The sequence below is a fragment of the Calidifontibacillus erzurumensis genome (genome assembly GCF_013303125.1).
Lineage (GTDB): Bacteria > Bacillota > Bacilli > Bacillales > Bacillaceae_J > Calidifontibacillus > Calidifontibacillus erzurumensis.
Genome location: NZ_JABTTE010000004.1, coordinates 195,260 through 218,964, shown reverse-complemented (window position 1 = coordinate 218,964; position 23,705 = coordinate 195,260). Strand labels below are relative to the sequence as shown.

Here is a 23,705-nt window from a genome sequence, read left to right as displayed (position 1 = left end):
GTAGTTATTTACCTGATATATGCCGTAATAAATGGGTAGGAGGAAAAAATTGTGTCATTATTAATAAAAAACGCCAAACTATTAAACGAGACAGGAGAACTCATTCAAAAAGATATTTTAATTCATAATGGTGTGATTGCACAAATTGCCGATTCTATTGAAAAAGATGGACATGATGAAGTTATTGATGTAGATGGAAAACTGGTAACTCCAGGATTTGTTGATTTACATGTTCATTTGCGTGAACCAGGGGGAGAAAAGAAAGAAACGATTGCAACAGGTACATTGGCTGCAGCAAGAGGTGGATTTACAACAATTGCTGCGATGCCTAATACACGTCCGGTGCCGGATACGAAAGAACAGTTAGATTGGTTAAATAAACGTATTAAAGAAACTGCCCATGTACGTGTTTTACCGTATGCTTCGATTACAATTCGCGAGCTTGGTGAAGAGCTTACAGATTTTTCAAGTTTAAAAGAAGCTGGTGCCTTTGCCTTTACTGACGATGGTGTTGGTGTTCAATCAGCTGGGCTAATGTTTGAAGCAATGAAAAAAGCAGCCCATTTAAATATGCCAATAGTTGCCCATTGTGAAGATAATACTCTCATTAATAAAGGTTCTGTTCATGATGGGGTGTTTGCGAAAAAGCATGGAATAAATGGGATTCCATCTGTTTGTGAATCTGTCCATATTGCAAGGGATGTGTTGCTTGCTGAAGCAAGCGGCTGCCATTACCATGTTTGCCATATTAGTACGAAAGAATCAGTGCGGGTAGTTAGAGATGCAAAAAGAGCTGGCATTCATGTGACTGCTGAAGTAACGCCTCATCATTTATTGCTTTGTGATGAAGATATTCCAAGTCTTGATCCGAATTATAAAATGAATCCACCTCTTAGAGGCCGGGAAGACCGAGAGGCATTAATTGAAGGGTTGTTGGATGGCACAATAGATTTCATCGCGACAGACCATGCACCGCATACAGCTGAAGAAAAATCTTGGCCGATCACAGAAGCGCCTTTTGGTATCGTTGGACTAGAAACAGCGTTTCCACTTCTTTATACACATTTTGTTCAAACCGGTCGGATGTCTCTAAAACAGCTCGTTGATTATTTAACAATTAAACCATGCCAAGCTTTCAATCTTCCTTATGGAAAAATCGAAGTAGGAAGTCCTGCTGATATGGCAGTTATCGATTTAGAAAATGAAGAAAAAATTGATTCATCCAATTTTTTATCAAAAGGAAAAAATACACCTTTTAACGGTTGGCTCTGCAAAGGATGGAACGTATTGACAATTGTAAATGGAAATATCGTTTGGAAGAAGGAGCGTGTTGAACAATGAAGCGGCAATTAATTTTGGAAGATGGAACAGTTTTTGTTGGCCAGGGATTTGGCAGTGATCAAGAAACAATTGGTGAAGTTGTTTTCAGCACAGGAATGACAGGATACCAAGAAATCATTTCTGACCCATCTTATTGTGGACAAATTGTAACTTTAACTTACCCGTTAATCGGAAATTACGGAATTAATCGCGACGATTTTGAAACCATAGCACCCGCGATCAATGGATTAATTGTAAAAGAAGCTGCAACAACTCCTTCAAACTGGAGAAGTTTGCAAACACTTGATGAATTTTTAAAAGAGAAAAATATACCAGGGCTTCAAGGGATTGATACAAGAAAGCTTACACGCATCATACGTAAATACGGAACTTTAAAAGGTGCATTATGCGGAATGGGCGTAAATGTGAATGATATTATTTCCAAGCTGAAAAGCGAACCATTGCCAACGAATCAAGTTGAGCGAGTATCTACAAAAACTGCTTATCCAAGCCCTGGCAGGGGCTATCGCGTTGTACTTGTTGATTTCGGGATGAAACACGGTATTTTGCGCGAATTAATTAAGAGAGATTGTGACGTTGTAGTAGTTCCATATAATATTACAGCTGAAGAAGTGCTTCGCTTGCAACCAGACGGAATTATGCTTTCTAACGGTCCTGGAGATCCGAAAAATGTCCCTCAGGCAATCGAAATGATTAAAGGTGTGCTTGGTAAGGTGCCAATTTTCGGAATCTGTTTAGGTCATCAATTGTTTGCTCTCGCTTGTGGTGCTAATACGATCAAAATGAAGTTCGGCCACCGCGGCTCAAACCACCCTGTGAAAAATTTGGAAACTGGTGCTGTTGATATTACATCACAAAATCACGGGTATACGGTGGAAATGGAATCAATCGCAAATACAAGGCTCAAAGTAACTCATGTCGCTTTAAATGACGGAACTGTAGAAGGTTTGGAACATCTAGACCACCCTGCTTTTACAGTACAATATCACCCAGAAGCATCTCCTGGTCCTGAAGATTCCAACCATTTATTTGATAAATTTATGAACCTCATTAAAACTCATAAGAAAGAAGGGGAAGCTGTATGCCAAAACGCTTAGATATAAAAAGAATATTAGTAATTGGCTCAGGTCCAATTGTGATTGGGCAAGCGGCAGAATTTGATTATGCCGGCACACAAGCTTGTCAAGCTTTAAAAGAAGAAGGATATGAGGTTATTCTTGTAAACTCGAATCCAGCAACAATTATGACTGATACGGAAATTGCCGATAAAGTGTACATCGAGCCACTTACATTAGAGTTTGTCAGCCGTATTATTCGGAAAGAACGTCCGGATGCGCTTCTTCCTACATTGGGCGGACAAACAGGATTAAACTTAGCAATGGAGCTTTATAATTCAGGTGTTTTAGAAGAATGTGGCGTTGAAATTTTAGGAACTAGGCTCGAAGCCATTCAAAAAGCAGAAGACCGCGATGAATTCCGTACATTGATGCAAGAAATTGGTGAACCAATTCCTGAAAGTACGATTATTCATACAGTTGAGGAAGCCTTTGACTTCGTTAAAGAAATTGGTTTTCCTGTAATTGTTCGTCCTGCCTACACATTAGGTGGTACCGGAGGAGGGATTTGTACAAATGAAGAGGAGCTTCGGGAAATTGTTTCGAGTGGTTTAAAATATAGTCCTGTAACGCAATGTTTAATTGAAAAAAGTATTGCTGGATATAAAGAAATTGAATATGAAGTGATGCGTGACTCTAAAGACCATGCAATAGTTGTTTGTAATATGGAGAACATTGACCCAGTTGGAATTCATACTGGAGATTCAATCGTTGTTGCTCCAAGCCAAACGTTAAGCGATCGTGAATACCAGCTTTTAAGAAATGCATCTTTAAAAATTATTCGTGCTTTAAAAATTGAAGGGGGCTGCAATGTCCAACTAGCACTTGATCCGCACAGCTTTAATTACTATGTAATTGAAGTGAATCCACGGGTTAGCCGCTCATCAGCACTAGCTTCAAAAGCAACAGGCTATCCGATTGCTAAACTAGCAGCAAAAATTGCTGTCGGTTTGACACTAGATGAAATGATGAATCCTGTAACCGGGAAAACATACGCTTGCTTTGAACCGACATTAGACTATATCGTATCTAAAATACCGCGCTGGCCGTTCGATAAATTCGAATCAGCCAACCGCAAACTTGGTACTCAAATGAAAGCAACTGGTGAAGTGATGGCAATCGGCCGCACATTTGAAGAATCTTTATTAAAGGCGGTTCGTTCATTAGAAGCTAAAGTTTATCACCTTGAAATTGAATCCCTTGCTAGTCTCGATGATGCGACATTGCAAAAACGAATTGAAGTTGCTGATGACGAACGTCTTTTTGTAATCGCTGAAGCTTTCCGCCGCGGCATCACGGTAGAACAAATTTATGAGTGGAGCAAAATAGACCGCTTTTTCTTAGAAAAAATTAAAGGAATTATCGACTTCGAAACGGTGTTCAAACAAAACCCAATGGACATCGAGATATTGCGGGAAGCGAAAGCAAAAGGATTTTCTGATATTGCGATTGCAAAACTTTGGGGTAAAACAGAACAAGAAATTTACGATTTCCGTAAAGCAAATGGGATTATGCCTGTTTATAAAATGGTTGACACGTGCGCAGCTGAATTTGAGTCTGAAACTCCATATTTCTATGGTACTTATGAAGAAGAAAATGAATCAATTATTACGGACAAACAAAGTGTTCTTGTACTAGGTTCTGGACCAATCCGCATCGGTCAGGGTGTTGAATTTGACTATGCAACGGTTCACTCTGTATGGGCGATTAAAGAAGCTGGCTACGAAGCTATTATCATAAATAACAACCCAGAAACGGTCTCAACTGATTTTAGCACATCTGACAAACTTTATTTTGAGCCGTTGACAGTTGAAGATGTCATGCATGTCATTGAAGTGGAAAAGCCTATTGGTGTAATCGTTCAGTTTGGTGGACAAACTGCCATAAATTTGGCGGCGGGATTGGCACAAAGAGGTGTGAAAATCTTAGGTACTTCCCTTGAAAATGTGGACCGTGCTGAAGACCGTGATAAATTTGAACAAGCCCTACAAGCACTTGGAATTCCGCAGCCAAAAGGAAAGACGGCTACTTCTGTTGAGCAGGCTGTAAAAGTTGCTCGTGAAATCGGTTATCCTGTGCTTGTGCGTCCATCCTACGTTCTTGGCGGACGTGCCATGGAAATTGTATATCATGAGGAAGAACTGCTCCATTACATGGACAACGCTGTAAAAGTAAATCCGGAGCATCCGGTATTAATTGACCGATATATGATTGGAAAAGAAATTGAAGTCGATGCTATTTCCGACGGTGAAAATGTATATATTCCAGGTATTATGGAACATATTGAACGAGCTGGGGTTCATTCTGGAGACTCGATTGCTGTATACCCGCCACAAACATTATCAGAGCAAATTAAACAGCAAATTATTGACTATACAATTAAAATTGCTCGTGGTTTGGAAATTATCGGCTTATTAAACATCCAGTTTGTTGTATATGAAAATCAAGCATATGTGCTCGAAGTAAATCCTCGTTCAAGCCGGACAGTACCTTTCTTAAGTAAAATTACTGGGGTACCGATGGCCAATATTGCAACAAAAGCTATTTTAGGGGAAAAACTTCCGAACCTAGGTTATGAAACAGGTTATCATGCTGAAAGTAAAGAAGTATTTGTAAAAGCGCCTGTGTTCTCATTTGCAAAACTGCGCCGCGTAGATATTAATTTAGGACCTGAAATGAAATCAACAGGGGAAGTTATGGGCCATGATGTTACATTAGAAAAAGCATTATACAAAGGATTAGTTGCTTCCGGCATCTCAATCCCAAGTTACGGATCCGTATTATTGACAATCGCCGATAAAGACAAAGAAGAAGCAATCGATATTGCGCGCCGTTTTTACAAAATAGGTTATCGTATTTTAGCAACGGAAGGTACAGCTCTTCGTCTTAAAAAAGAAAATATTCCTGTGACAGTCGTGGACAAAATTGGTTCAGAAGGAAAAAATCTTTTAGATGTCATTCGCAATGGGGAAGCACAATTCGTAATCAATACGTTAACAAAAGGAAAGCAGCCAGCCCGTGACGGCTTTAAAATACGCCGTGAATCTGTTGAAAATGGGGTTGCTTGCTTGACTTCGCTTGATACAGCTCAAGCAATTTTAAGAGTATTAGAAGCAATGACATTTGCTACAGATGAAATGCCAAAGTTTGAAAAAGCAAAGGTGGTTGTACCTCAATGATGAAACAATGGATGAAGGTAGTTTCACAAAAAGAAATTGCCAAAAATATTTATGAGTTAGTACTAGAAGGTGAACTTGTTGCTGCCATGAAAGAGCCTGGCCAATTTGTTCATCTGAAAGTGGATGAAAGTACCGATCCATTGTTAAGACGACCAATAAGCATTTGTGATATAGACCATGATCAAAAACGTTTCACAATGATATACCGGGCAGAGGGAAAAGGGACGACGATTCTTTCTAAAAAGAAAGAAAACGATCAGGTGGATGTTTTAGGACCGCTTGGCAACGGTTTTCCGCTAAATGAAGTTGGAAAAGGAGATACTGCTTTATTAGTAGGAGGCGGCATCGGTGTGCCGCCGCTCTACTATCTCTCCAAACAATTGGTAAAAAAAGGTGTTAATGTCATCCATGTGCTTGGCTTCCAAGATAAATCTGTGATGTTTTATGAAGAAAAGTTTCAAGCCCTTGGTACAACTTTTATTGCCACTGTAGACGGTTCATATGGGACAAAAGGGTTTGTTACCGATGTGATCACCCAGCAAAATATTCAATTTGATTGTTTATTTGCATGTGGGCCTAAACCGATGTTGAAGGCATTGGATGATCGTTTTCGTGGACAAAAAGGTTTCATATCTTTGGAAGAACGAATGGGCTGTGGGATTGGAGCTTGCTATGCATGTGTTTGCCACTTGCAGGAAGATCCAGAAGGTCCATCGTACCGTAAAGTTTGCAGTGACGGCCCTGTATTTCCGCTAGGGGAGGTATTATTATGAATCGACTGAGCGTAAGCCTTCCAGGTTTAGATTTAAAAAATCCTATTATGCCAGCTTCCGGCTGTTTTGGTTTTGGACGTGAATATAGCAAGTTTTATGATTTATCGAAACTCGGTGCAATTATTATTAAAGCAACAACAGTCGAGCCGCGCTTTGGCAATCCTACACCGCGTGTTGCAGAAACGAGCGCAGGTATGCTTAATGCTATCGGCTTACAAAATCCTGGTTTAGATGCAGTAATCGAGCAAGAACTTCCATGGCTTGCTCAATATGATGTGCCAATCATCGCAAATGTGGCCGGCTCACAAGTAGAAGATTATATCAAAGTTGCTGAAAAAATTTCAAAAGTACCAAATGTCCATGCATTGGAATTAAATATTTCATGTCCAAACGTCAAGTCTGGAGGCATTCAATTTGGAACGGTGCCAGAAGTTGCATATGAACTGACGAAGCAAGTGAAAAAGGTCTCTAGCGTTCCCGTATATGTAAAGCTTTCCCCGAACGTGTCGGATATTGTAGAAATGGCTCTTGCGGTTGAAGAGGCAGGAGCGGATGGGCTTTCCATGATTAATACACTTCTTGGTATGCGCATTGATTTAAAAACAGGAAAACCGGTTTTAGCCAATAAGACAGGCGGCCTTTCAGGACCAGCCATTAAGCCTGTGGCAATTCGCATGATTTATCAAGTTAGTCAGCGTGTAAATATCCCGATCATTGGCATGGGAGGGATTATGTCAGCAGAAGATGTAATTGAATTTTTTATGGCTGGTGCAAGTGCTGTTGCAGTCGGAACGGCTAATTTTATTGATCCATATGTTTGTCCAACGATCATTGATGAATTGCCAAAAGTTTTGGATGAGATCGGTGTAAACCACATTTCTGAGTTAGTAGGAAGGAGTTGGGATCGTGCCGGAAAGACCGCTAATTGTAGCTCTTGATTTTCCTAGCATTAGCGAAGTAAAACAATTTCTAGGTAAATTTGAAGGTGAAAAACTTTACGTAAAAGTAGGAATGGAGCTTTTCTATAAAGAAGGTGCACCCATCCTTGCTTACTTAAAAGAAAATGGCCATCGCATTTTTTTAGATTTAAAGTTGCATGACATCCCTAATACTGTAAAAAGTGCAATGCGGAATTTAGCCTCATTTGATGTTGACCTTGTGAATGTCCATGCAGCCGGAGGAAAACTGATGATGGAAGCAGCTTTAGAAGGTTTGGACGAAGGAACAAAAGCTGGACAAAAGAGACCGGCTTGTATCGCTGTTACTCAGTTAACAAGCACGTCAGCGGAAATGTTAAGACAGGAATTATTGATTCAAGAACCGATTGAGGATGTCGTCGTTCATTATGCTAAAAATGCGAAACAAAGCGGTTTAGATGGTGTCGTTTGTTCGACGTGGGAAGTAGAAAATATATTAGATGCTTGCGGGACGGACTTTTTAACAGTCACGCCGGGCATTCGCTTGAAAACAGATCAAGTTGATGATCAAGTGAGAATTGCTACACCAGAAGAAGCACGGAAACGAGGAAGTTGGGGAATCGTCGTTGGCCGTCCGATAACAAGAGCTGAAAACCCGCTTAACGCTTACATTACAATACGTAACCAGTGGGAGGGGAATTAAATGAAACGAAATATTGCTGCACATTTATTAGAAATAAATGCGGTTCACTTAAGCCCAAATGAGCCATTTACTTGGTCTTCGGGAATAAAATCACCAATTTATTGTGATAACCGTTTAACATTATCTTATCCTGAGTTGCGAAAAGAAATTGCCAAAGGTCTTGCCGGTTTAATTGAAAAAGAATTTTCAAACTGTGAAATGGTCGCTGGGACAGCAACGGCAGGAATCCCGCATGCAGCTTGGGTAAGTGATTTGATGAATTTGCCGATGTGTTATGTACGTTCAAAACCAAAAGGACATGGGAAAGGCAATCAAATCGAAGGAGCGGTAAAACCAGGTCAAAAAGTAGTAGTCGTTGAAGATTTAATTTCGACTGGGGGAAGTGTAATCACTGCAGTAGAAGCCCTCCGAGAAGCTGGTTGTGATGTCCTTGGGGTAGTTGCCATTTTTACGTATGAATTGGAACGAGGGCTTAAACAACTTGAAGAAGCGAAAATTAAAGCTTTTGCTTTAAGTGATTATTCGACGTTGATTGAAGTTGCTTTAGAAAAAGGTTTGATCAATGAGGCGGAACTTGAAAAATTAAAAGAGTGGCGTAAAAATCCTGAAGATGAAAATTGGATTAAAATGTAATTCGATTATTTGCGGATATTGAGATGTTTAAAAGTATATTAATAATTTTTTTCAAAATTTTAACCCTCCAACGGAGGGTTTTTTTTTATTCAGTCAAATTTATTTTTTATCAATTTAATTTCATCTTTGCGAACTAAAATCGTTCTAAACGAACCTTTTTCACGGATTTCGCAATAATTGCTTTGATATAAATAAAAAATCGTATATTCCCTTTCATTGTATAAAACTCGATCTCCAACTCGGAACCTCATCTATTTTATCCTCCACTAGTACTGCTAGATCTATTTCAACAAAAGTGTTAATTTATTTTCATCCTTATTATTGTAGAAACTATCTAAATCTCCCTTTAATTAAAAAATAACGTATTTTTTCAACAAACAACAACGAAATTTAATTGCGGTTTTCCGTAATACTATTTCGGTAGGTTTTTCATTAATAACCGTAAAAATAAAAAAAAAGGCAAAATTTGTTCTTTTAAAACACAGATAAAAAGAAGAGGCTGTTTGAAGTATAATTGTTAATTTTTTTGACCGTGTTAAATTTCAATAATGATCTTTATTCTTTTCAGACCGCTTTAAAAAGAAATTAGTTTAACAACTAGAATTAATATATCTTTATATGAAAATGGTAAAAATATCTAGTATAATAAGACTAAATTAATAAAGGTGATTGAAGATGGTTCATATAAAAGAGAGAATGCTTTTATTAGTAGACCATGCTCTTCAAGAAAAAAATCTAAAAGATATTATTTGTCAGTTTATTAATTTTAAGGAAAAAGAAGGATTTCGTTTTGGGGAATTAGTATTATTTCATTATGATTTATTTGGTGGGAAAAATGATGAAATTAATCGAATTGCTGCAGGAATGGAGTTGTTAATTTTAGCTATCGACATTTTTGATGACCTAGCCGATCAAGATAATGAAAATGTTCCTTGGATGAAAATAGCACCTCAAACTGCCGTACATATTGCTACTATTTTACTGACCATTAGTCAAATCGCCATTGATGAAAGCAATTTTGATGAAAAAATTAAAAATGAAGCAAAGAAAATGTTCAACAAGCATTTGTTGCGTTGTATATCTGGGCAAGAGCGAGAAACGCAAAACAATATTTCAAATGAAATGGATTATTTTAATATTACAAAAGAAAAATCTGGTTCATTAATTTCTTGCGCATGTTTGTTAGGTACAATATTTGCAAACGGTCCGGACATAAAAGCTGTAAAAGAATATGCAGAACATTTCGGAATTGCTGTACAAATTGCCAATGATATAAGAGATATTCAGCGGGAAAATACAAAAAATGATTTTTTACATAAAAAGAAAACATTGCCTATTTTATACCTTCTTAATATTTTAGATCCTCAGTTTTCTGATATTCGGCTTTACTATGAGGGAAAAATTACGTTCGAACAAATGAAAGCTAAACAGAAAGAGATAATCTCAATCATAAAAAAATCCGGAGCTATTGAATTTGCACAAGTCTATATGGAACTTAAAATGAAAAAGGTAGAGAAAATCATCAATTTTATGAATATTTCGGAGGATTCCAAAAAAAAGATTCTATCAACGTTATTTAGATAATAATAGAATTTTATTTTTTATCAATAGGAATTGATATGAAAAGGAATCTGTTATATTATGAAGGAGGAATCGTCATGTTAGGAGAAATTATTCATTATTTGATGAAAAATCAGGAGGCTTTTGAACAAGTTCAAAATGGACTAGCTAGTATTGTTGGTGCGAGTGAAGAGGAAACACAAATTATTTTGGATGTAATAAATGGAACATCTAAAATACTTACAGGATATTGGTTCTAATAGAATTAGCCAATTTCTCTCGTTTAAAGAGAAATTGGCTTTTTGTTATAAAAATGTAGTTAAAAAAGTCAATATTATGATAGGTGATTAAATGAAAAAGAGATTTTTTTCTTTATTAATGGTAATAAATGTCCTTTTATGTTTTTTCTCTACATACATTAATTTTAAGTATCCTTATGTAGGAATTGAAGTCCTTTCCAATGAAAAAGGACAATATGTCATTAAAAATTTATTATCGACTGGTGCAGCAAAAAGTGCTGGGATCCAGGAAGGTGATTTAATTTTATCTATTAATGGCGATCTTCCGGAAAAACACCTCTCTATAAAAAAATATGGACTTGTGGAAAAAGCTAAGGAAATCATTGTTCAAAGGAAAGGGATCAATTATAGTTATCGATTTGAAACAAAAAGTAATAACTCCCAACTATTATTTCATTTCATTTTTCCATTTATTTTATTATTTTTCTCATTATTTACTAGTATTTTTTTAATGAAATATAAACATGGTGAAAAAGTAACAACAATCTTAATTTTCCTATTACAATTGTACGGTTTAAGTACTTTTGTAGGGGCGGCGTCTGCTAGGACTGAACCGGTTACCCAGTTTTTTGCCATCGGCTGTTTAATGTTAATACCGATGTTAGTCCTCCATTTTTTCTTTTTGTATTTTCAAAAATATCACTTAAAATTCGCAAGCCGCAAGATTGTTAAAAGCCTATATTTAGCTAATTGTTCAGTTCTATTTTTAGTGCTGCTATTTTTAATTTTTCCTTTAAACAGCATTTTTTACATGGCAACAAAGATATTAGTGTTATTAATTTTTGTATTAAATGCTTTTTGTTGTATTTATTATTTTGCAAAAGGTTATATAAAATATCGAAAAACGATGTATGGATCCCTTTATAGAATTATTAACGTAGGTATTCTTTTATCATTCATGCCATTTTCACTATTATATGCTTTTCCAATCATTATTTTGAGAGAACAACTAATTTCCGGCGAAGTTGCTTTTATCTTTACCTATTTTTTACCGTTGACATTTGTTTACTTAGTGTCGACCAACCGGTTTTTAGACATAAATTTTTATATTAAACGGTTTTTCTATTATTTTATTCTTGCGTTTGTTCCAACCTTGGTGATCACAATAATTGTAGATTGGCTGGGAAATACCCAAACTTTAACTGTTAAGCTGAAAATTTTTGGTGTCGTCTATCTATTATTTATATTTGTTTTTTATGTAAAAGAGCAACTAGATTTTCAAATGAGAAGTAAATTATTTACAGAAAGATATAATTTACAATCTAGCATATATCAGCTTGTTTCAATTTTATCCCGTGAAAAAAACAGAAAGGAAATCAGGCGCCATTTTGTTAATGAGATAAAATCTGTATTAGGTTTAAAAAATATAGCATTGCTAGAATATGATAAAGAGTCTGACCAACTAATATTAGTTGCCGGAGATTCTTGGAATTATGAACGTAAATTGTTGCATTCACATCTATTGTTATTTTATGACAAAAATTTTATTGGGGAACTTCAAACATTAGATACAATTTCATATATCATTGTCTCAAATAATACAAAGAAAATGGTAGTATTAGTTTTAGGTGAAAAGAAGAACTTTACTACGTTTAACCTTGAAGAAACAGAATGGATTAAAACAATTTCTTATTATATGAATATTAGTTATGAAAACTTGCAAATGATTGAAGAGTTAATAGGGGAACTTGAGAGCATTCGCATGAAAGAGAACGCGCCTTCTTGGCTCTTAAAGATGCTTTTTCAAATTGAGGAAAAAGAGCGGAAACGATTATCGACTGACCTACATGATTCAGTGTTGCAAGACCAGCTTGTATTGTATCGAAAGTTATCTGAAACTCTACAAAAATACCATTTTGATCCTCTAGTCAAGGAAGAACTGTCCGTTATTAAAGAAGGCTTGTTAGATATCATTCATGAAATTCGTGAAACGTGCAATGAATTAATCCCGCCATTTTTAAAAGAAATAGGTATTGTTGGTGCGTTGAAAAATCTTTTTAAAAAAGTTCAACTTAGGACAAATATCGTTATTGATTTTATTCATGACAGTAATATTACGAGTTGTCACATCGATGATGAAATGAATCTAACGCTTTATCGAATTGTACAAGAATTAATGAATAATGCCGAAAAACATGCAAATGCTTCAAAGGTTTCTATTCATCTGACCTGTGAAAATGATCAAATTTTATTAAAATATAGGGACGATGGGGCTGGACTGAATGATGAAGAATTATCTAATTATAACGGACGATTAGGAATTTACGGAATAAAAGAGCGTGTTAGAAGTATGGAAGGCACTATTTCTTTTAGAAAAGCAAATGAGAATGGCGGTTTAGAATTATTCATTAAAATACCTTTACAATCGAATAAAGTTTTAATCGGTTAAGGGGGATAGGCAATGTTTCAAATTTTACTTGTCGATGATCACCCATCGGTCAGAGAAGGTACTAAAGCGATGATTGAAACAGATAAAAATCTTCAAGTGACTCTTGCTTCCTGTGGAAAAGAAGCATTAAAATTAATAGAAGAAAAAACTCGATTTGATTTATATTTATTTGATTTATTTTTACCAGACATCAATGGGATTGAATTGACGAAATTAGTGATTGGCAAAGATTCTGATGCTTGCGTCTTAATTATTACTGGATTTGATATTGAAGTCCATTTTAATCTTATGATGGAATCAGGTGCCAGTGGATTTATCAGTAAAACAGCATCAACCGATCAACTCTTAACATCAGTTTATTGTGCATTAAGGAAAGAAGCAGTTGTACCGGTATCACTGTTAAGGCAATTACGACGCAATGAGATTAAAGGAGAAATTTCAAACGGTGAAACGGTTGCCAGTATATCATTAAATGAAAAAGAGCAGCTCGTGTTGTTTGAGGCTTCTTTAGGAAAGTCCAACAAAGAAATTGCTCAAAAGTTATTAATGAGCCAGCGTATGGTCGAATATCATTTAACGAAAATCTTTAATATTCTAAATGTCAGTTCAAGAGGCGAAGCAGTGGCAAAGGCTAGAGAATTAAGGTTGTTGCCGAGTGAAATGTTTGTAAATCGGAAATAAAAAAATGAAAAAAACAATAAAACCTGCTGAAGCAAAAATCTTACAGCAGGTTTTATTGTTCATTTTTTCTTTAACTTGTAGATTAAATCTTCTTCTGGAGTCACATATATTGTGGACTGATTTTCATAAATAACAAAACCGGGTTTGGCTCCGCTCGGTTTTTTGACATAACGGATTCTTGTATAATCAACCGGTACAGAACTTGAATTTTTTGCTTTGCTAAAAAAGGCGGCAATTTTTGCTGCTTCCAGCAATGTTTGCTCAGATGGAGATTCATTTCTAATCACGACATGAGATCCCGGAATATCTTTTGTATGAAGCCAAATTTCATCTCTTCTTGCAAGTCTATTTGTTAAGTATTCATTTTGTTTATTATTTTTGCCGACGATAATTTCATCACCATCTGAAGAAATATAATAATCGAGAGTTGGCTTTTGGCTTTTTTGCTGAACTTTTTTGCCATTTTTCTTCATTTTTAAATAACCTTGTTCAGTCAATTCTTCACGTATTTCTTCAATATCTTTCGGAGATGCTGATTCAAATTGTTGTAGCAAATTTTCAAAATAGGCTATTTCTTCTTTCGTTGATTCGATTTGCTCTTTAACGAATTCAACAGATTTTTTCAGCTTTTGATATTTTGTAAAATAAGCTTGTGCATTTTCCGACGGTGTTTTTAATGGGTCAAGCGGGATTTTGACCGTTGCCCCGTTTTCATCATAATAGTTGACTACTTCAATTTCTTTCATTCCTTTGGAAGCGGCATACATATTGGCCGTTAGCAGCTCGCCATAAAGCTGGAATTCATCTGCTTTTTTGGCTTCCTGCAATGCATTTTCCAGTTTTTTTATTTTCTTTTTATTTTTCGTCCATTCATTTTTTATAAAGCGCTCAAGATCATTGGCTTGTTGCTTGACACGGTCTCGCTCCGCTTTTCCAAAATAATAGCGGTCCAATAGCTCGTTGATTGTATCAAAATATTGTACTTTGCCATTAATATGGCTAAGGTTGCAAATATAAAAATATTCTTTTCCATCGGCATTAATAAGCTGCGGTTGATAATCTTTATTTTTTATTGGCTCAATCATTGAAAAAAAAGCTTTAGGAATCGTCGCGCGGTTACAAAGCCCGGCTCGATGGACCACTTCATTTGCAAATAGATTTGAAATACCAGCGATTTGCTCGACCATTTGTTGAGCGATTTTCCCTTGATTAAAGTTTAATTTTTGCAATAGTGTTTCTTCTGTAATCGCCAATGGATTTAGTTTCATTTGTTTTGGGGGTGCAACATACTCAAATCCTGGTAGGATCGTTCTGTGCCGGTTGACAGCACTAGATACATGTTTAATGCTGTCGATGATCATATTTTTTTCATGGTCAACTAACATAATGTTGCTGTGCTTCCCCATGATTTCAACGATCAATAGTTTCAGTGATACATCGCCAATTTCATTTTTAGTACGGATATAAAATTTAATGACCCTTTCAAATGTGTCTTGTTCAATTTTTTCAATAATACTTCCTTCCAAATGTTTTCGTAAAAGCATGCAAAACATTGGAGGTTCTTTTGGGTTTTCATAAGTTTCTTTTGTAATATGTATTCTGGCATAACTTGGATTGGCTGAAATAAGGAGTTGATGGTTTTTACTTCTTGAACGCACATTTAAAATTAGATCATATTTATATGGCTGATAAATTTTTGTGATCCTTCCATGCTCTAATATGTCGATTAATTCTTCCGTAACAGCTTTTGTAACGATACCATCAAATGTCATTCGTTCCACCTCTCAATCTTTAATAGTATAACATTTTTTATAGAAAGTCGGAAAATGATTACAATTCATAAAAGGATTTCTTATATAACATGAACTTTATGTAAATTTATTCCTATAGAGTTAATTATTTTAATGATCATCAGCCTTTATCATTTATCTTTCAATGATTTTTGGGTATTATTTACTTGTTGTACTGTCTTAAATTTTATAGAATAAGATTATTGGATGTGATGAAAATGATCGTGAGTATGACTGGTTTTGGCAGAAGCAAAAAAGAGCTGGATAGCTTTAAAGTGATCGTTGAAATGAAGTCTGTCAATCACCGTTTTTGTGAAATTTCAGTACGGATGCCAAGGCAATTTCTATTATTTGAAGAAAAAATAAAGAAAACCGTTCAGAAGTACATACAACGCGGCCGAGTCGATATTTTCATAACCGTTGAAGGGGAAGGATATATTAAGCGATATTTGCAAGTAGATTGGGATCTTATTTCTCAATATGTTGAGTCATTTCAAAAAGCTAAAGAATTATATAACCTTGATGGACAATTTACGCTAGAACAGTTTATTCGGCTGCCTGAAGTATTTTCCATAACCGAAATGGATGATGGTATTGAAGAACTCGAACAAGTTATTCTTGATGCAACTAAAGAAGCAGCACTCGAGCTGCAAGAAATGCGGCAAATAGAAGGTGTTGCATTGAAGGCAGATATATCTGAACGCCTCAAAATGATTGATGACTGCATCAAATACTTGAAGCCTTTTTCTGCTAATGTTGTTGAAAAATATAAAGAACGGCTCGAAAAGAAAATTCAAGATTTTTTAGGAAATGCATTTGAGGTCGACGAAGCAAGAATTTTAACAGAAGTGGCAATTTTTGCTGATAAAGCTGATATTAATGAAGAGTTGACTAGGCTTGAGAGCCATGTGAATCAATTTGAAAAAATTATCAACATTGGTGGCAGCGTCGGAAGAAAACTTGATTTTCTTGTTCAGGAAATGAATAGGGAAATGAATACTATTGGCTCAAAAGCAAATGATGTTCAAATCAGCCAAAAGGTCGTTGAAATGAAAAGCGAGCTCGAAAAAATAAAGGAGCAGGTACAAAATATCGAATAGCTCATATTTTTTCGCAAACTCGTAAAAAATAGTGTATTGTACATAGGGGGAGCTTATGAGTATTAAATTAATTAATATTGGCTTCGGTAATATTGTTTCAGCCAATCGTATCATTTCAATCGTTAGTCCAGAATCGGCTCCAATAAAACGCATCATTCAAGAAGCTCGCGATAAAGGTATGTTAATAGATGCGACATATGGACGGCGAACGAGGGCGGTCATCATTACTGATAGCGATCATGTCATCCTTTCGGCAATCCAGCCAGAAACGATAGCCCAACGCCTTAATAATAATAAAGATGACTTAAGTGAGGAAGGGTAGGAATTTTGAATGATTGAAGAAAAGGGTATTTTATTTGTGCTGTCGGGACCGTCTGGTGTCGGAAAAGGTACGGTCCGTAAAGCACTTTTTGAGAAAAACATCAATCTCAAATACTCGATTTCAGCTACAACGAGAAAGCCTCGTGCAGGAGAAATTGATGGTGTTGATTATTTTTTCAAAACCCGTGAAGAGTTTGAACAAATGATCAAGGAAAATAAATTGTTGGAATGGGCTGAATTTGTAGGAAATTATTACGGTACCCCGATTGATTATGTGAAGAACACAATCAATGCAGGTCAAGATGTATTCCTGGAAATCGAAGTGCAAGGGGCTATGCAAGTTCGAAAAGCATTTCCGGAAGCGGTTTTGATCTTTTTAATTCCTCCAAGTTTAGAAGAATTAAAAAACCGCATTATCGGCCGTGGAACAGAAACGGAAGATATCGTGAAAGATCGTTTAGAAACAGCAAAAGTGGAAATTGAGATGATGAGCGCTTATGATTATGTTGTTGTTAATGATGAAGTAGAAAAAGCTTGCAAGCGCATCGAAGCAATAGTTGAAGCAGAACATTATCGGCGCGATCGTGTTGAAGTATCTTATAAAAAATTATTGGAGGTTGAATAAACTTATGCTTTATCCATCCATCGATAAATTAATGGAAAAAATCGATTCTAAATACACGCTTGTAGCAGTAGCTTCCAAACGGGCTAGAGAGATCCAAGAAAACAATGATTGCATGTTGGAGAAAACAGTTTCTCGAAAGCCTGTAGGGAAAGCTTTAGAAGAAATAGCAGAGGGTTTATTACACTTACAGTATGATGAAGAAAAAGGCAACCTATAATTATAGGTTGTTATTTTTTACTTTCGAAACTTTTGTTTTATGAAATTAAGCGACGTCTTTTTTCTTTTAAGGGGGTTTAAGGATGCTGAAAGGGAAAAAACTTCTCCTTTGTGTAACGGGTGGGATTGCTGCTTATAAAGCAGCGGCTTTAACAAGTAAGCTTGTTCAGGCAGGGGCAGATGTAAAAGTAATGATGACAAAATCAGCTATGGAGTTTGTCCAGCCCCTCACGTTTCAAGTATTATCGAGAAATGATGTTTTTATAGATATTTTTGATGAGAAAGATTCAAGAAAAATTGCACATATCGATTTGGCAGATTGGGCTGATTTAGTAATTGTCGCTCCAGCAACAGCGAATATCATTGGTAAATTAGCAAACGGGATAGCCGATTGTTTTGTTTCAACAACAATATTGGCAACAACCGCTCCAGTCTGGATCGCTCCAGCGATGAATGTCCATATGTATGAACATCCAGCTGTTAAAAGAAACATAAATATTTTACATCAATACGGCTATCGATTTATTGAACCGTCTGAAGGACATTTGGCATGCGGTTATGTAGGCAAAGGTAGACTAGAAGAACCAGAAAAAATTATTGAACTATTAAAAAGTTATTTTGCAAAGCCAACGAAACCTTTACAAGGAATTAAGATTCTTGTAACTGCAGGACCAACTCGTGAAATCATTGATCCAGTCCGCTATATAACAAATCGCTCATCCGGCAAAATGGGCTATGCACTTGCCGAATCAGCGGCAGCGCTTGGAGCCGAAGTCACTTTAATATCAGGTCCGACTGCACTAAAGCCACCAGCTGGAGTAACATTTGTTCCGATTGAAACAGCTCAGGAAATGTATGAAGAAGTTTTGAAATACTTTCCTGATACAAATATTGTCATTAAAGCAGCTGCAGTTGCCGACTATCGCCCAAAGATCATCTATGACAATAAGATGAAAAAAGGGGATGGCGATTTAGTACTTGAACTGGAACGGACAATAGATATATTAAAAACGTTGGGAGAAAAGAAAGAAAAGCAAATTTTAGTTGGATTTGCAGCAGAAACGGAAAATGTCCAAGCTTATGCAACAAAAAAATTGAAAACAAAAAATCTTGATATGATTGTTGCAAATAATGTGAAACAAGAAGGCGCAGGATTTGGTGTTGATACAAATATTATTACGATCTATACAAGAAATGGGGAAGTGATGGAATATCCACTACTTTCCAAACAGGAAGCAGCTAAGGAAATTTTAATGAAAGCAGCGACATTTTTAGAATAAAGGAAGTTATTTATGAACATTGCCAAGATTATCGTTGACGTACCTGCGAATCAAATCGATCGGACTTTTGATTATTTAATTCCAGAAGATTGGCATGATGAAGATTTTATTCAACCGGGCATGAGAGTTATAGTTCCATTTGGACCTAGAAAAGTGCAAGGTTTTGTCGTAGGACTTTCGAATGAAACGGAAATAAAAAAATTAAAATCCGTTGAATCTGTATTAGATCTTACTCCCGTATTAACACAGGAATTGTTGGAATTAGGCGAATGGCTACGTGATACGACTCTTTGTTTTTTAATTACAGCTTACCAAGCAATGTTGCCGGCGGCGATGAAGGTAAAATATGAAAAAGAAGTCCATTTAAAAAATGCACAAACAATTTGTGATGAGCTAAAGAATTTGTTTGTTAATGATGTAATTCAATGGAAAGAAATCGAAAACAATAAGCTAATATTTCCACTTATCCAAAAAGAGTTGAAAAAGGGTAATATGGAAGTCGTTTATCGCATTGAAGACCGTGCGAAGAAAAAGAAAGTGAAGGTCATCAGTACAAAGAAAACGAAAGATGAGTTGCTTCAATTATTAGATAGTTTTCCAAATCAAGCATTGAAACAAAAAGAAATTATCCAGTTTTTTATTGATGGTCCAGAGCAAATAGAATTGCAACAACTCATTAATATTTTGGATACAACCATTTCGCCGATCAACTCACTTATTAAAAAAGGGATCTTACAAGAACATTATGAAGAAGTTTATAGAGATCCATATGAAAAACGAGAATTTAAACAATCAGAGCCGCTTCCGTTGACAGAAGAACAAACGAAAGCAATGATGCCAATCATTGAAAGCATTCGAAAAGGAAGGCATGATGTTTTTTTAATGTATGGTGTTACAGGCAGCGGTAAAACCGAAATTTATTTACAGGCAATCGCTGAAGTATTAAAGCAAGGAAAAGAAGCAATTATGCTTGTTCCAGAAATTTCATTAACTCCAATGATGGTAGCAAGATTTAAAAGCCGGTTTGGTGCTGATGTTGCAGTTTTGCACAGCGGATTATCGCAAGGGGAAAAATATGATGAATGGCGAAAAATCCAAAGGAAAGAGGTTAAAGTCGTAGTTGGTGCCCGCTCCGCCATTTTTGCGCCTTTTGAAAATTTAGGCATTATTATTATTGACGAAGAACATGAGACAAGCTATAAACAGGAGGAAAATCCCCGTTATCATGCTAGAGATGTGGCAATTAAACGCGGGAAGTACCACCAATGTCCAGTTGTTCTCGGAAGCGCAACCCCGTCGCTCGAATCGTTTGCCCGAGCACAAAAAGGTGTTTACCGCTTATTAACATTAAAGAAGCGGATCAATGCGAGTGTACTGCCTGCAGTGGAAATCGTTGATATGCGGGAAGAACTGCGCTGTGGCAATCGTTCGATGTTTTCAAAAATTTTATTTGAAAAGTTAAAAGACAGGTTGGAAAAAGGCGAACAATCTGTTTTATTTTTGAATCGGCGAGGGTTTTCAACATTTGTTATGTGTCGGGACTGCGGCTTTGTGCTTCGTTGCCCGCACTGTGATATTTCACTTACTTATCATAAGCATGACGACATGCTAAAATGTCACTATTGTTCTTTTGAAACACGCCTTTTAACAACTTGTCCTGAATGTCGCAGCGAACATATCCGATTTTTTGGAACAGGAACACAAAAAGTGGAAGAAGAACTAGCAAAATTATTGCCTGAGGCACGTGTCATCCGGATGGATGTTGATACGACAAGCCGAAAAGGAGCTCATGAAAAATTACTGAGCGCTTTTGAAGAAAAAAAAGCGGATATTTTACTAGGTACTCAAATGATTGCGAAAGGGTTAGATTTTCCCGATGTAACATTTGTAGGGGTGTTGGCAGCAGATTCAATGCTTCATATTCCTGACTTTCGGGCAAGTGAAAAAACTTTTCAGCTGATTACGCAAGTTAGTGGGCGTGCTGGACGGCACGAGCTTCCAGGTGAAGTTGTCATCCAAACATATACTCCAGACCATTATAGTATTGTCCTTGCAGCAAAAACGGATTACGACACTTATTATCGGAAGGAAATGGCTATTCGAAAATTGTATCATTATCCGCCATTTTATTTTTTGACACTGATCACAATTTCTCATCCAGAACTGATGAAAGTAGTAGATGCTGCTGAAAAAGTTTCTGCCATTTTAAGAGGTAGACTATCAAATCAAGCGATCATTTTAGGACCGGTAGCTTCACCAATCCCACGCTTAAAGAATAGATATCGCTACCAATGCATGATAAAATACAAAGATGAACCAAATTTGGGACGTACTTTGAGGTCAATCTTGCATCATTTTCAGCAAGAAATGAGTCGGAATGATTTGCAAATTTCTATTGATATGAACCCTTTTATGATGATTTAGCTTTTGATGAGTGTTTGTTTAAAATCGGAAACGCTAATAATGGGGATGTTTATAAGAAAGGTGAGATTATTCATGCGCGTAGTTTTTATGGGGACGCCGGATTTTTCAGTACCAATTTTAAAAAGGCTGATAGAAGATGGCTATGAAATTGTTGGAGTTGTAACACAGCCTGATCGTCCAAAAGGGCGTAAGAAAGAGATCACTCCTCCGCCAGTTAAAATTGAAGCTTTAAAACATGGAATACCGGTTATTCAGCCGAATAAAATTCGCGATCCAGAACAATTAAAAGAAGTTTTAATGTTAAAGCCGGATTTAGTTGTAACGGCAGCTTTTGGACAAATTCTTCCAAAAGAGCTATTAGATGCTCCTAAATTCGGATGTATAAACGTCCATGCATCATTGCTCCCTGAATTAAGGGGTGGGGCGCCGATTCATTATGCGATTTTACAAGGAAAGAAAAAGACTGGTATTACAATTATGTACATGGCAGAAAAGCTTGATGCTGGTGATATTTTAACACAAGTAGAAGTAACAATTGATGAAAGGGATCATGTTGGCTCGTTGCACGACAAATTAAGTGAAGCTGGTGCAAAGCTTTTATCAGAAACAATTCCACTATTAATAAAAGGGGAAATTACTCCAATTAAACAAAATGATGAAGAAGCAACATATGCACCAAATATTCAGCGTGAACAAGAAAAAATTAATTGGAACAAAAACGGTGAAGAAATATATAACCAAATTCGCGGGCTAAACCCTTGGCCAGTTGCTTTTACATTTGACAATAATGGGTCATTGCTTAAAATTTGGTGGGGTGAAAAAGTTCCAAATAGCCAAACCGCTAAACCGGGGACGATACTCCGCGTTGATGAAGACGGAATTGTTGTTGCAACTGGAAACAGTACAGCGATAAAAATAACGGAATTGCAACCGTCCGGTAAAAAAAGAATGACAGCCAAGGAATATTTAAGAGGTGCCGGTGCAAAACTTTCAGCTGGTGAAATAATAGGAGTAGAGCATGAGTAAAAACGTACGTGAACTAGCTTTGGATATATTACTTCAAATAGAAAAAAATCAAGCGTATAGCAATTTATTATTAAACAAAATGATTGAAAGACATTCATTAAAAGCTGTAGATATTGGTTTATTGACAGAAATCGTTTACGGGACAACCCAAAGAAAATTGACTATAGATTTTTTCCTAAAACCATTTTTAAAAAAAGCAAAGAAGATCGATCTATGGGTGCTTATACTATTACGTTTATCGTTATATCAAATCGTTTATTTAGACAGAATTCCAGACCGTGCTGCCATTTTTGAAGCTGTAGAAATCGCAAAAAAACGCGGTCATCGAGGCATTTCTGGTATGGTCAATGGAGTTTTACGTTCGATTCAACGGGAAGGATTACCGAACTTTGAAAATATTAAAGATCCGTTGGAACGTTTAGCAATTGAAACAAGTTTCCCATTATGGTTAATTGAAAAATGGGCAGCACAATATGGGATTGATACGACTAGAAAAATTTGTGAAAGTTCACTGGTCCCACCTCATGTAACTGCCCGCGTGAATTGCAATAAAGCGACAGTGCCAGAAGTTCTTTCTCTTTTAGAAAAGGAGAATGTGAAAGCAAAGACAGGTACGTTATCAGTTGATAGTATTGTAATTGAAGAAGGAAATTTAACAAAGACGAAAACTTTCCAAAACGGTTATGTAACAATTCAAGATGAAAGCTCGATGTTAGTTGCTAGAGCATTAGAACCAGAAAATGACGAAATAATTCTCGATTGTTGTGCAGCACCAGGGGGAAAAACGACCCATATTGCTGAACGATTAAAAGGACAAGGAAAGGTCATTGCTGTTGATATCCATCCACATAAAGTTAAATTAATTGAAGAACAAGTGGAACGCCTAAATTTAACGAATGTTGAAACGGTCATCAGTGATAGCCGAGAACTTCATAAACATTTTAGGCCGGAAACTTTTGATCGGATTTTAGTCGATGCTCCATGTTCAGGCTTCGGTGTTATTCAGAGAAAACCGGATATAAAATACAGCAAAAAACTGGAAGATATTGAAAAATTGGCTGAGATCCAATGTACAATATTAAAAAATGTTGCTGGTTTGTTAAAAAAAGGTGGAACCCTTGTTTATAGTACATGTACGATTGACAAAGATGAAAATGAAGAGGTTGTTCATAAGTTTCTAGCTGAAAATAGAGATTTTAGTATAGATCCTACATTGATAGAAAAGTTGCCGAATCAGCTAAAGCCTTATTGCAATAACGGCTATGTACAAATTTTGCCTCATTACTTTAGTACAGATGGATTTTTTATTGCTAGGTTTAGAAAGCAGGTGTAA

21 protein-coding genes are annotated in these 23,705 nt (G+C 36.3%); 19 read left to right on the top strand and 2 right to left on the bottom strand.

Features of this window, described 5'->3' with window-relative positions:
* Positions 1–51: 51 nt before the first annotated feature.
* From HR057_RS05635 to pyrE, 7 genes are read left to right on the top strand one after another with little or no spacing between them, the layout of a single operon-like run.
* A complete protein-coding gene (locus tag HR057_RS05635) occupies positions 52–1,341 on the top strand; it encodes a dihydroorotase (RefSeq protein ID WP_173730448.1) in 1,290 nt (429 codons plus the stop codon).
* The gene (locus HR057_RS05630; protein ID WP_173730447.1) at positions 1,338–2,438 is read left to right on the top strand and encodes a carbamoyl phosphate synthase small subunit; all 1,101 of its coding nucleotides are present in this window, start codon (positions 1,338–1,340) and stop codon (positions 2,436–2,438) included. Before HR057_RS05635 ends, HR057_RS05630 begins: the two co-directional genes overlap by 4 nt.
* Positions 2,423–5,635, top strand: coding sequence for a carbamoyl-phosphate synthase large subunit (carB, locus tag HR057_RS05625; RefSeq protein WP_173730446.1), 3,213 nt, complete (start codon positions 2,423–2,425; stop codon positions 5,633–5,635). The genes HR057_RS05630 and carB overlap by 16 nt, the downstream gene beginning before the upstream one ends.
* On the top strand, positions 5,632–6,408 hold the full coding sequence (locus HR057_RS05620) for a dihydroorotate dehydrogenase electron transfer subunit (protein ID WP_173730445.1): 777 nt from the start codon (positions 5,632–5,634) through the stop codon (positions 6,406–6,408). The genes carB and HR057_RS05620 overlap by 4 nt, the downstream gene beginning before the upstream one ends.
* Positions 6,405–7,346 carry a dihydroorotate dehydrogenase gene (locus HR057_RS05615; protein WP_173730444.1) on the top strand — a complete coding sequence of 314 codons (942 nt, stop codon included), beginning with the start codon at positions 6,405–6,407 and terminating at the stop codon, positions 7,344–7,346. The genes HR057_RS05620 and HR057_RS05615 overlap by 4 nt, the downstream gene beginning before the upstream one ends.
* Positions 7,315–8,028 (top strand): orotidine-5'-phosphate decarboxylase, encoded by a 714-nt coding sequence (gene pyrF / locus HR057_RS05610; RefSeq protein WP_173730443.1) that lies wholly within the window; start codon positions 7,315–7,317, stop codon positions 8,026–8,028. The genes HR057_RS05615 and pyrF overlap by 32 nt, the downstream gene beginning before the upstream one ends.
* Positions 8,029–8,661: an orotate phosphoribosyltransferase gene (gene pyrE / locus HR057_RS05605; protein ID WP_173730442.1), complete on the top strand. Its 633-nt coding sequence runs from the start codon at positions 8,029–8,031 to the stop codon at positions 8,659–8,661.
* A gap of 89 nt (positions 8,662–8,750) precedes the next feature.
* Here the strand turns inward: pyrE and HR057_RS05600 are convergent, their stop codons facing one another.
* Positions 8,751–8,912 (bottom strand): hypothetical protein, encoded by a 162-nt coding sequence (locus HR057_RS05600; RefSeq protein WP_173730441.1) that lies wholly within the window; start codon positions 8,910–8,912, stop codon positions 8,751–8,753.
* Positions 8,913–9,336: 424 nt separating this feature from the next.
* Here HR057_RS05600 and HR057_RS05595 point away from each other — a divergent pair, with 424 nt between their 5' ends.
* From HR057_RS05595 to HR057_RS05580, 4 genes are all read left to right on the top strand, one after another.
* A complete protein-coding gene (locus HR057_RS05595) occupies positions 9,337–10,245 on the top strand; it encodes a polyprenyl synthetase family protein (RefSeq protein WP_173730440.1) in 909 nt (302 codons plus the stop codon).
* A 74-nt stretch (positions 10,246–10,319) separates the two neighbouring features.
* Positions 10,320–10,481 carry a competence pheromone ComX gene (gene comX / locus HR057_RS05590; RefSeq protein ID WP_173730439.1) on the top strand — a complete coding sequence of 54 codons (162 nt, stop codon included), beginning with the start codon at positions 10,320–10,322 and terminating at the stop codon, positions 10,479–10,481.
* A gap of 91 nt (positions 10,482–10,572) precedes the next feature.
* A complete protein-coding gene (locus tag HR057_RS05585; protein ID WP_173730438.1) occupies positions 10,573–12,909 on the top strand; it encodes an ATP-binding protein in 2,337 nt (778 codons plus the stop codon).
* A 12-nt stretch (positions 12,910–12,921) separates the two neighbouring features.
* A complete protein-coding gene (locus HR057_RS05580; RefSeq protein WP_173730437.1) occupies positions 12,922–13,590 on the top strand; it encodes a response regulator transcription factor in 669 nt (222 codons plus the stop codon).
* Positions 13,591–13,649: 59 nt separating this feature from the next.
* Here HR057_RS05580 and HR057_RS05575 read toward each other — a convergent pair whose 3' ends face one another.
* Positions 13,650–15,362, bottom strand: coding sequence for an Rqc2 family fibronectin-binding protein (locus HR057_RS05575; RefSeq protein WP_173730436.1), 1,713 nt, complete (start codon positions 15,360–15,362; stop codon positions 13,650–13,652).
* 236 nt (positions 15,363–15,598) lie between these two features.
* Here HR057_RS05575 and HR057_RS05570 point away from each other — a divergent pair, with 236 nt between their 5' ends.
* From HR057_RS05570 to rsmB, 8 genes are all read left to right on the top strand, one after another.
* Positions 15,599–16,480: a YicC/YloC family endoribonuclease gene (locus tag HR057_RS05570; protein ID WP_173730435.1), complete on the top strand. Its 882-nt coding sequence runs from the start codon at positions 15,599–15,601 to the stop codon at positions 16,478–16,480.
* Between the two features lie 55 nt (positions 16,481–16,535).
* Positions 16,536–16,802 carry an extracellular matrix/biofilm regulator RemA gene (remA, locus tag HR057_RS05565; protein ID WP_173730434.1) on the top strand — a complete coding sequence of 89 codons (267 nt, stop codon included), beginning with the start codon at positions 16,536–16,538 and terminating at the stop codon, positions 16,800–16,802.
* A gap of 9 nt (positions 16,803–16,811) precedes the next feature.
* Positions 16,812–17,426 (top strand): guanylate kinase, encoded by a 615-nt coding sequence (gmk, locus tag HR057_RS05560; protein ID WP_173730433.1) that lies wholly within the window; start codon positions 16,812–16,814, stop codon positions 17,424–17,426.
* Positions 17,427–17,430: 4 nt separating this feature from the next.
* The gene (gene rpoZ / locus HR057_RS05555) at positions 17,431–17,643 is read left to right on the top strand and encodes a DNA-directed RNA polymerase subunit omega (RefSeq protein ID WP_173730432.1); all 213 of its coding nucleotides are present in this window, start codon (positions 17,431–17,433) and stop codon (positions 17,641–17,643) included.
* Between the two features lie 82 nt (positions 17,644–17,725).
* Complete coding sequence (gene coaBC, locus HR057_RS05550) at positions 17,726–18,922, top strand: bifunctional phosphopantothenoylcysteine decarboxylase/phosphopantothenate--cysteine ligase CoaBC (RefSeq protein ID WP_173730431.1); 1,197 nt, start codon at positions 17,726–17,728, stop codon at positions 18,920–18,922.
* A gap of 12 nt (positions 18,923–18,934) precedes the next feature.
* A complete protein-coding gene (gene priA, locus HR057_RS05545) occupies positions 18,935–21,346 on the top strand; it encodes a primosomal protein N' (RefSeq protein ID WP_173730430.1) in 2,412 nt (803 codons plus the stop codon).
* Between the two features lie 72 nt (positions 21,347–21,418).
* Complete coding sequence (gene fmt / locus HR057_RS05540; protein ID WP_173730429.1) at positions 21,419–22,372, top strand: methionyl-tRNA formyltransferase; 954 nt, start codon at positions 21,419–21,421, stop codon at positions 22,370–22,372.
* Positions 22,365–23,705: a 16S rRNA (cytosine(967)-C(5))-methyltransferase RsmB gene (gene rsmB / locus HR057_RS05535; RefSeq protein WP_173730428.1), complete on the top strand. Its 1,341-nt coding sequence runs from the start codon at positions 22,365–22,367 to the stop codon at positions 23,703–23,705. The genes fmt and rsmB overlap by 8 nt, the downstream gene beginning before the upstream one ends.

What these genes read in the sequence shown, in the direction of transcription:
- HR057_RS05630 (WP_173730447.1), top strand. Translation starts at nt 1,338, where the DNA reads ATGAAGCGGCAATTAATTTTGGAAGATGGAACAGTTTTTGTTGGCCAG.
- carB (WP_173730446.1), top strand. Translation starts at nt 2,423, where the DNA reads ATGCCAAAACGCTTAGATATAAAAAGAATATTAGTAATTGGCTCAGGT.
- HR057_RS05620 (WP_173730445.1), top strand. Translation starts at nt 5,632, where the DNA reads ATGATGAAACAATGGATGAAGGTAGTTTCACAAAAAGAAATTGCCAAA.
- HR057_RS05615 (WP_173730444.1), top strand. Translation starts at nt 6,405, where the DNA reads ATGAATCGACTGAGCGTAAGCCTTCCAGGTTTAGATTTAAAAAATCCT.
- pyrE (WP_173730442.1), top strand. Translation starts at nt 8,029, where the DNA reads ATGAAACGAAATATTGCTGCACATTTATTAGAAATAAATGCGGTTCAC.
- HR057_RS05600 (WP_173730441.1), bottom strand. Translation starts at nt 8,912, where the DNA reads ATGAGGTTCCGAGTTGGAGATCGAGTTTTATACAATGAAAGGGAATAT.
- HR057_RS05595 (WP_173730440.1), top strand. Translation starts at nt 9,337, where the DNA reads ATGGTTCATATAAAAGAGAGAATGCTTTTATTAGTAGACCATGCTCTT.
- comX (WP_173730439.1), top strand. Translation starts at nt 10,320, where the DNA reads ATGTTAGGAGAAATTATTCATTATTTGATGAAAAATCAGGAGGCTTTT.
- HR057_RS05585 (WP_173730438.1), top strand. Translation starts at nt 10,573, where the DNA reads ATGAAAAAGAGATTTTTTTCTTTATTAATGGTAATAAATGTCCTTTTA.
- HR057_RS05580 (WP_173730437.1), top strand. Translation starts at nt 12,922, where the DNA reads ATGTTTCAAATTTTACTTGTCGATGATCACCCATCGGTCAGAGAAGGT.
- HR057_RS05575 (WP_173730436.1), bottom strand. Translation starts at nt 15,362, where the DNA reads ATGACATTTGATGGTATCGTTACAAAAGCTGTTACGGAAGAATTAATC.
- HR057_RS05570 (WP_173730435.1), top strand. Translation starts at nt 15,599, where the DNA reads ATGATCGTGAGTATGACTGGTTTTGGCAGAAGCAAAAAAGAGCTGGAT.
- remA (WP_173730434.1), top strand. Translation starts at nt 16,536, where the DNA reads ATGAGTATTAAATTAATTAATATTGGCTTCGGTAATATTGTTTCAGCC.
- gmk (WP_173730433.1), top strand. Translation starts at nt 16,812, where the DNA reads ATGATTGAAGAAAAGGGTATTTTATTTGTGCTGTCGGGACCGTCTGGT.
- rpoZ (WP_173730432.1), top strand. Translation starts at nt 17,431, where the DNA reads ATGCTTTATCCATCCATCGATAAATTAATGGAAAAAATCGATTCTAAA.
- coaBC (WP_173730431.1), top strand. Translation starts at nt 17,726, where the DNA reads ATGCTGAAAGGGAAAAAACTTCTCCTTTGTGTAACGGGTGGGATTGCT.
- priA (WP_173730430.1), top strand. Translation starts at nt 18,935, where the DNA reads ATGAACATTGCCAAGATTATCGTTGACGTACCTGCGAATCAAATCGAT.
- fmt (WP_173730429.1), top strand. Translation starts at nt 21,419, where the DNA reads ATGCGCGTAGTTTTTATGGGGACGCCGGATTTTTCAGTACCAATTTTA.
- rsmB (WP_173730428.1), top strand. Translation starts at nt 22,365, where the DNA reads ATGAGTAAAAACGTACGTGAACTAGCTTTGGATATATTACTTCAAATA.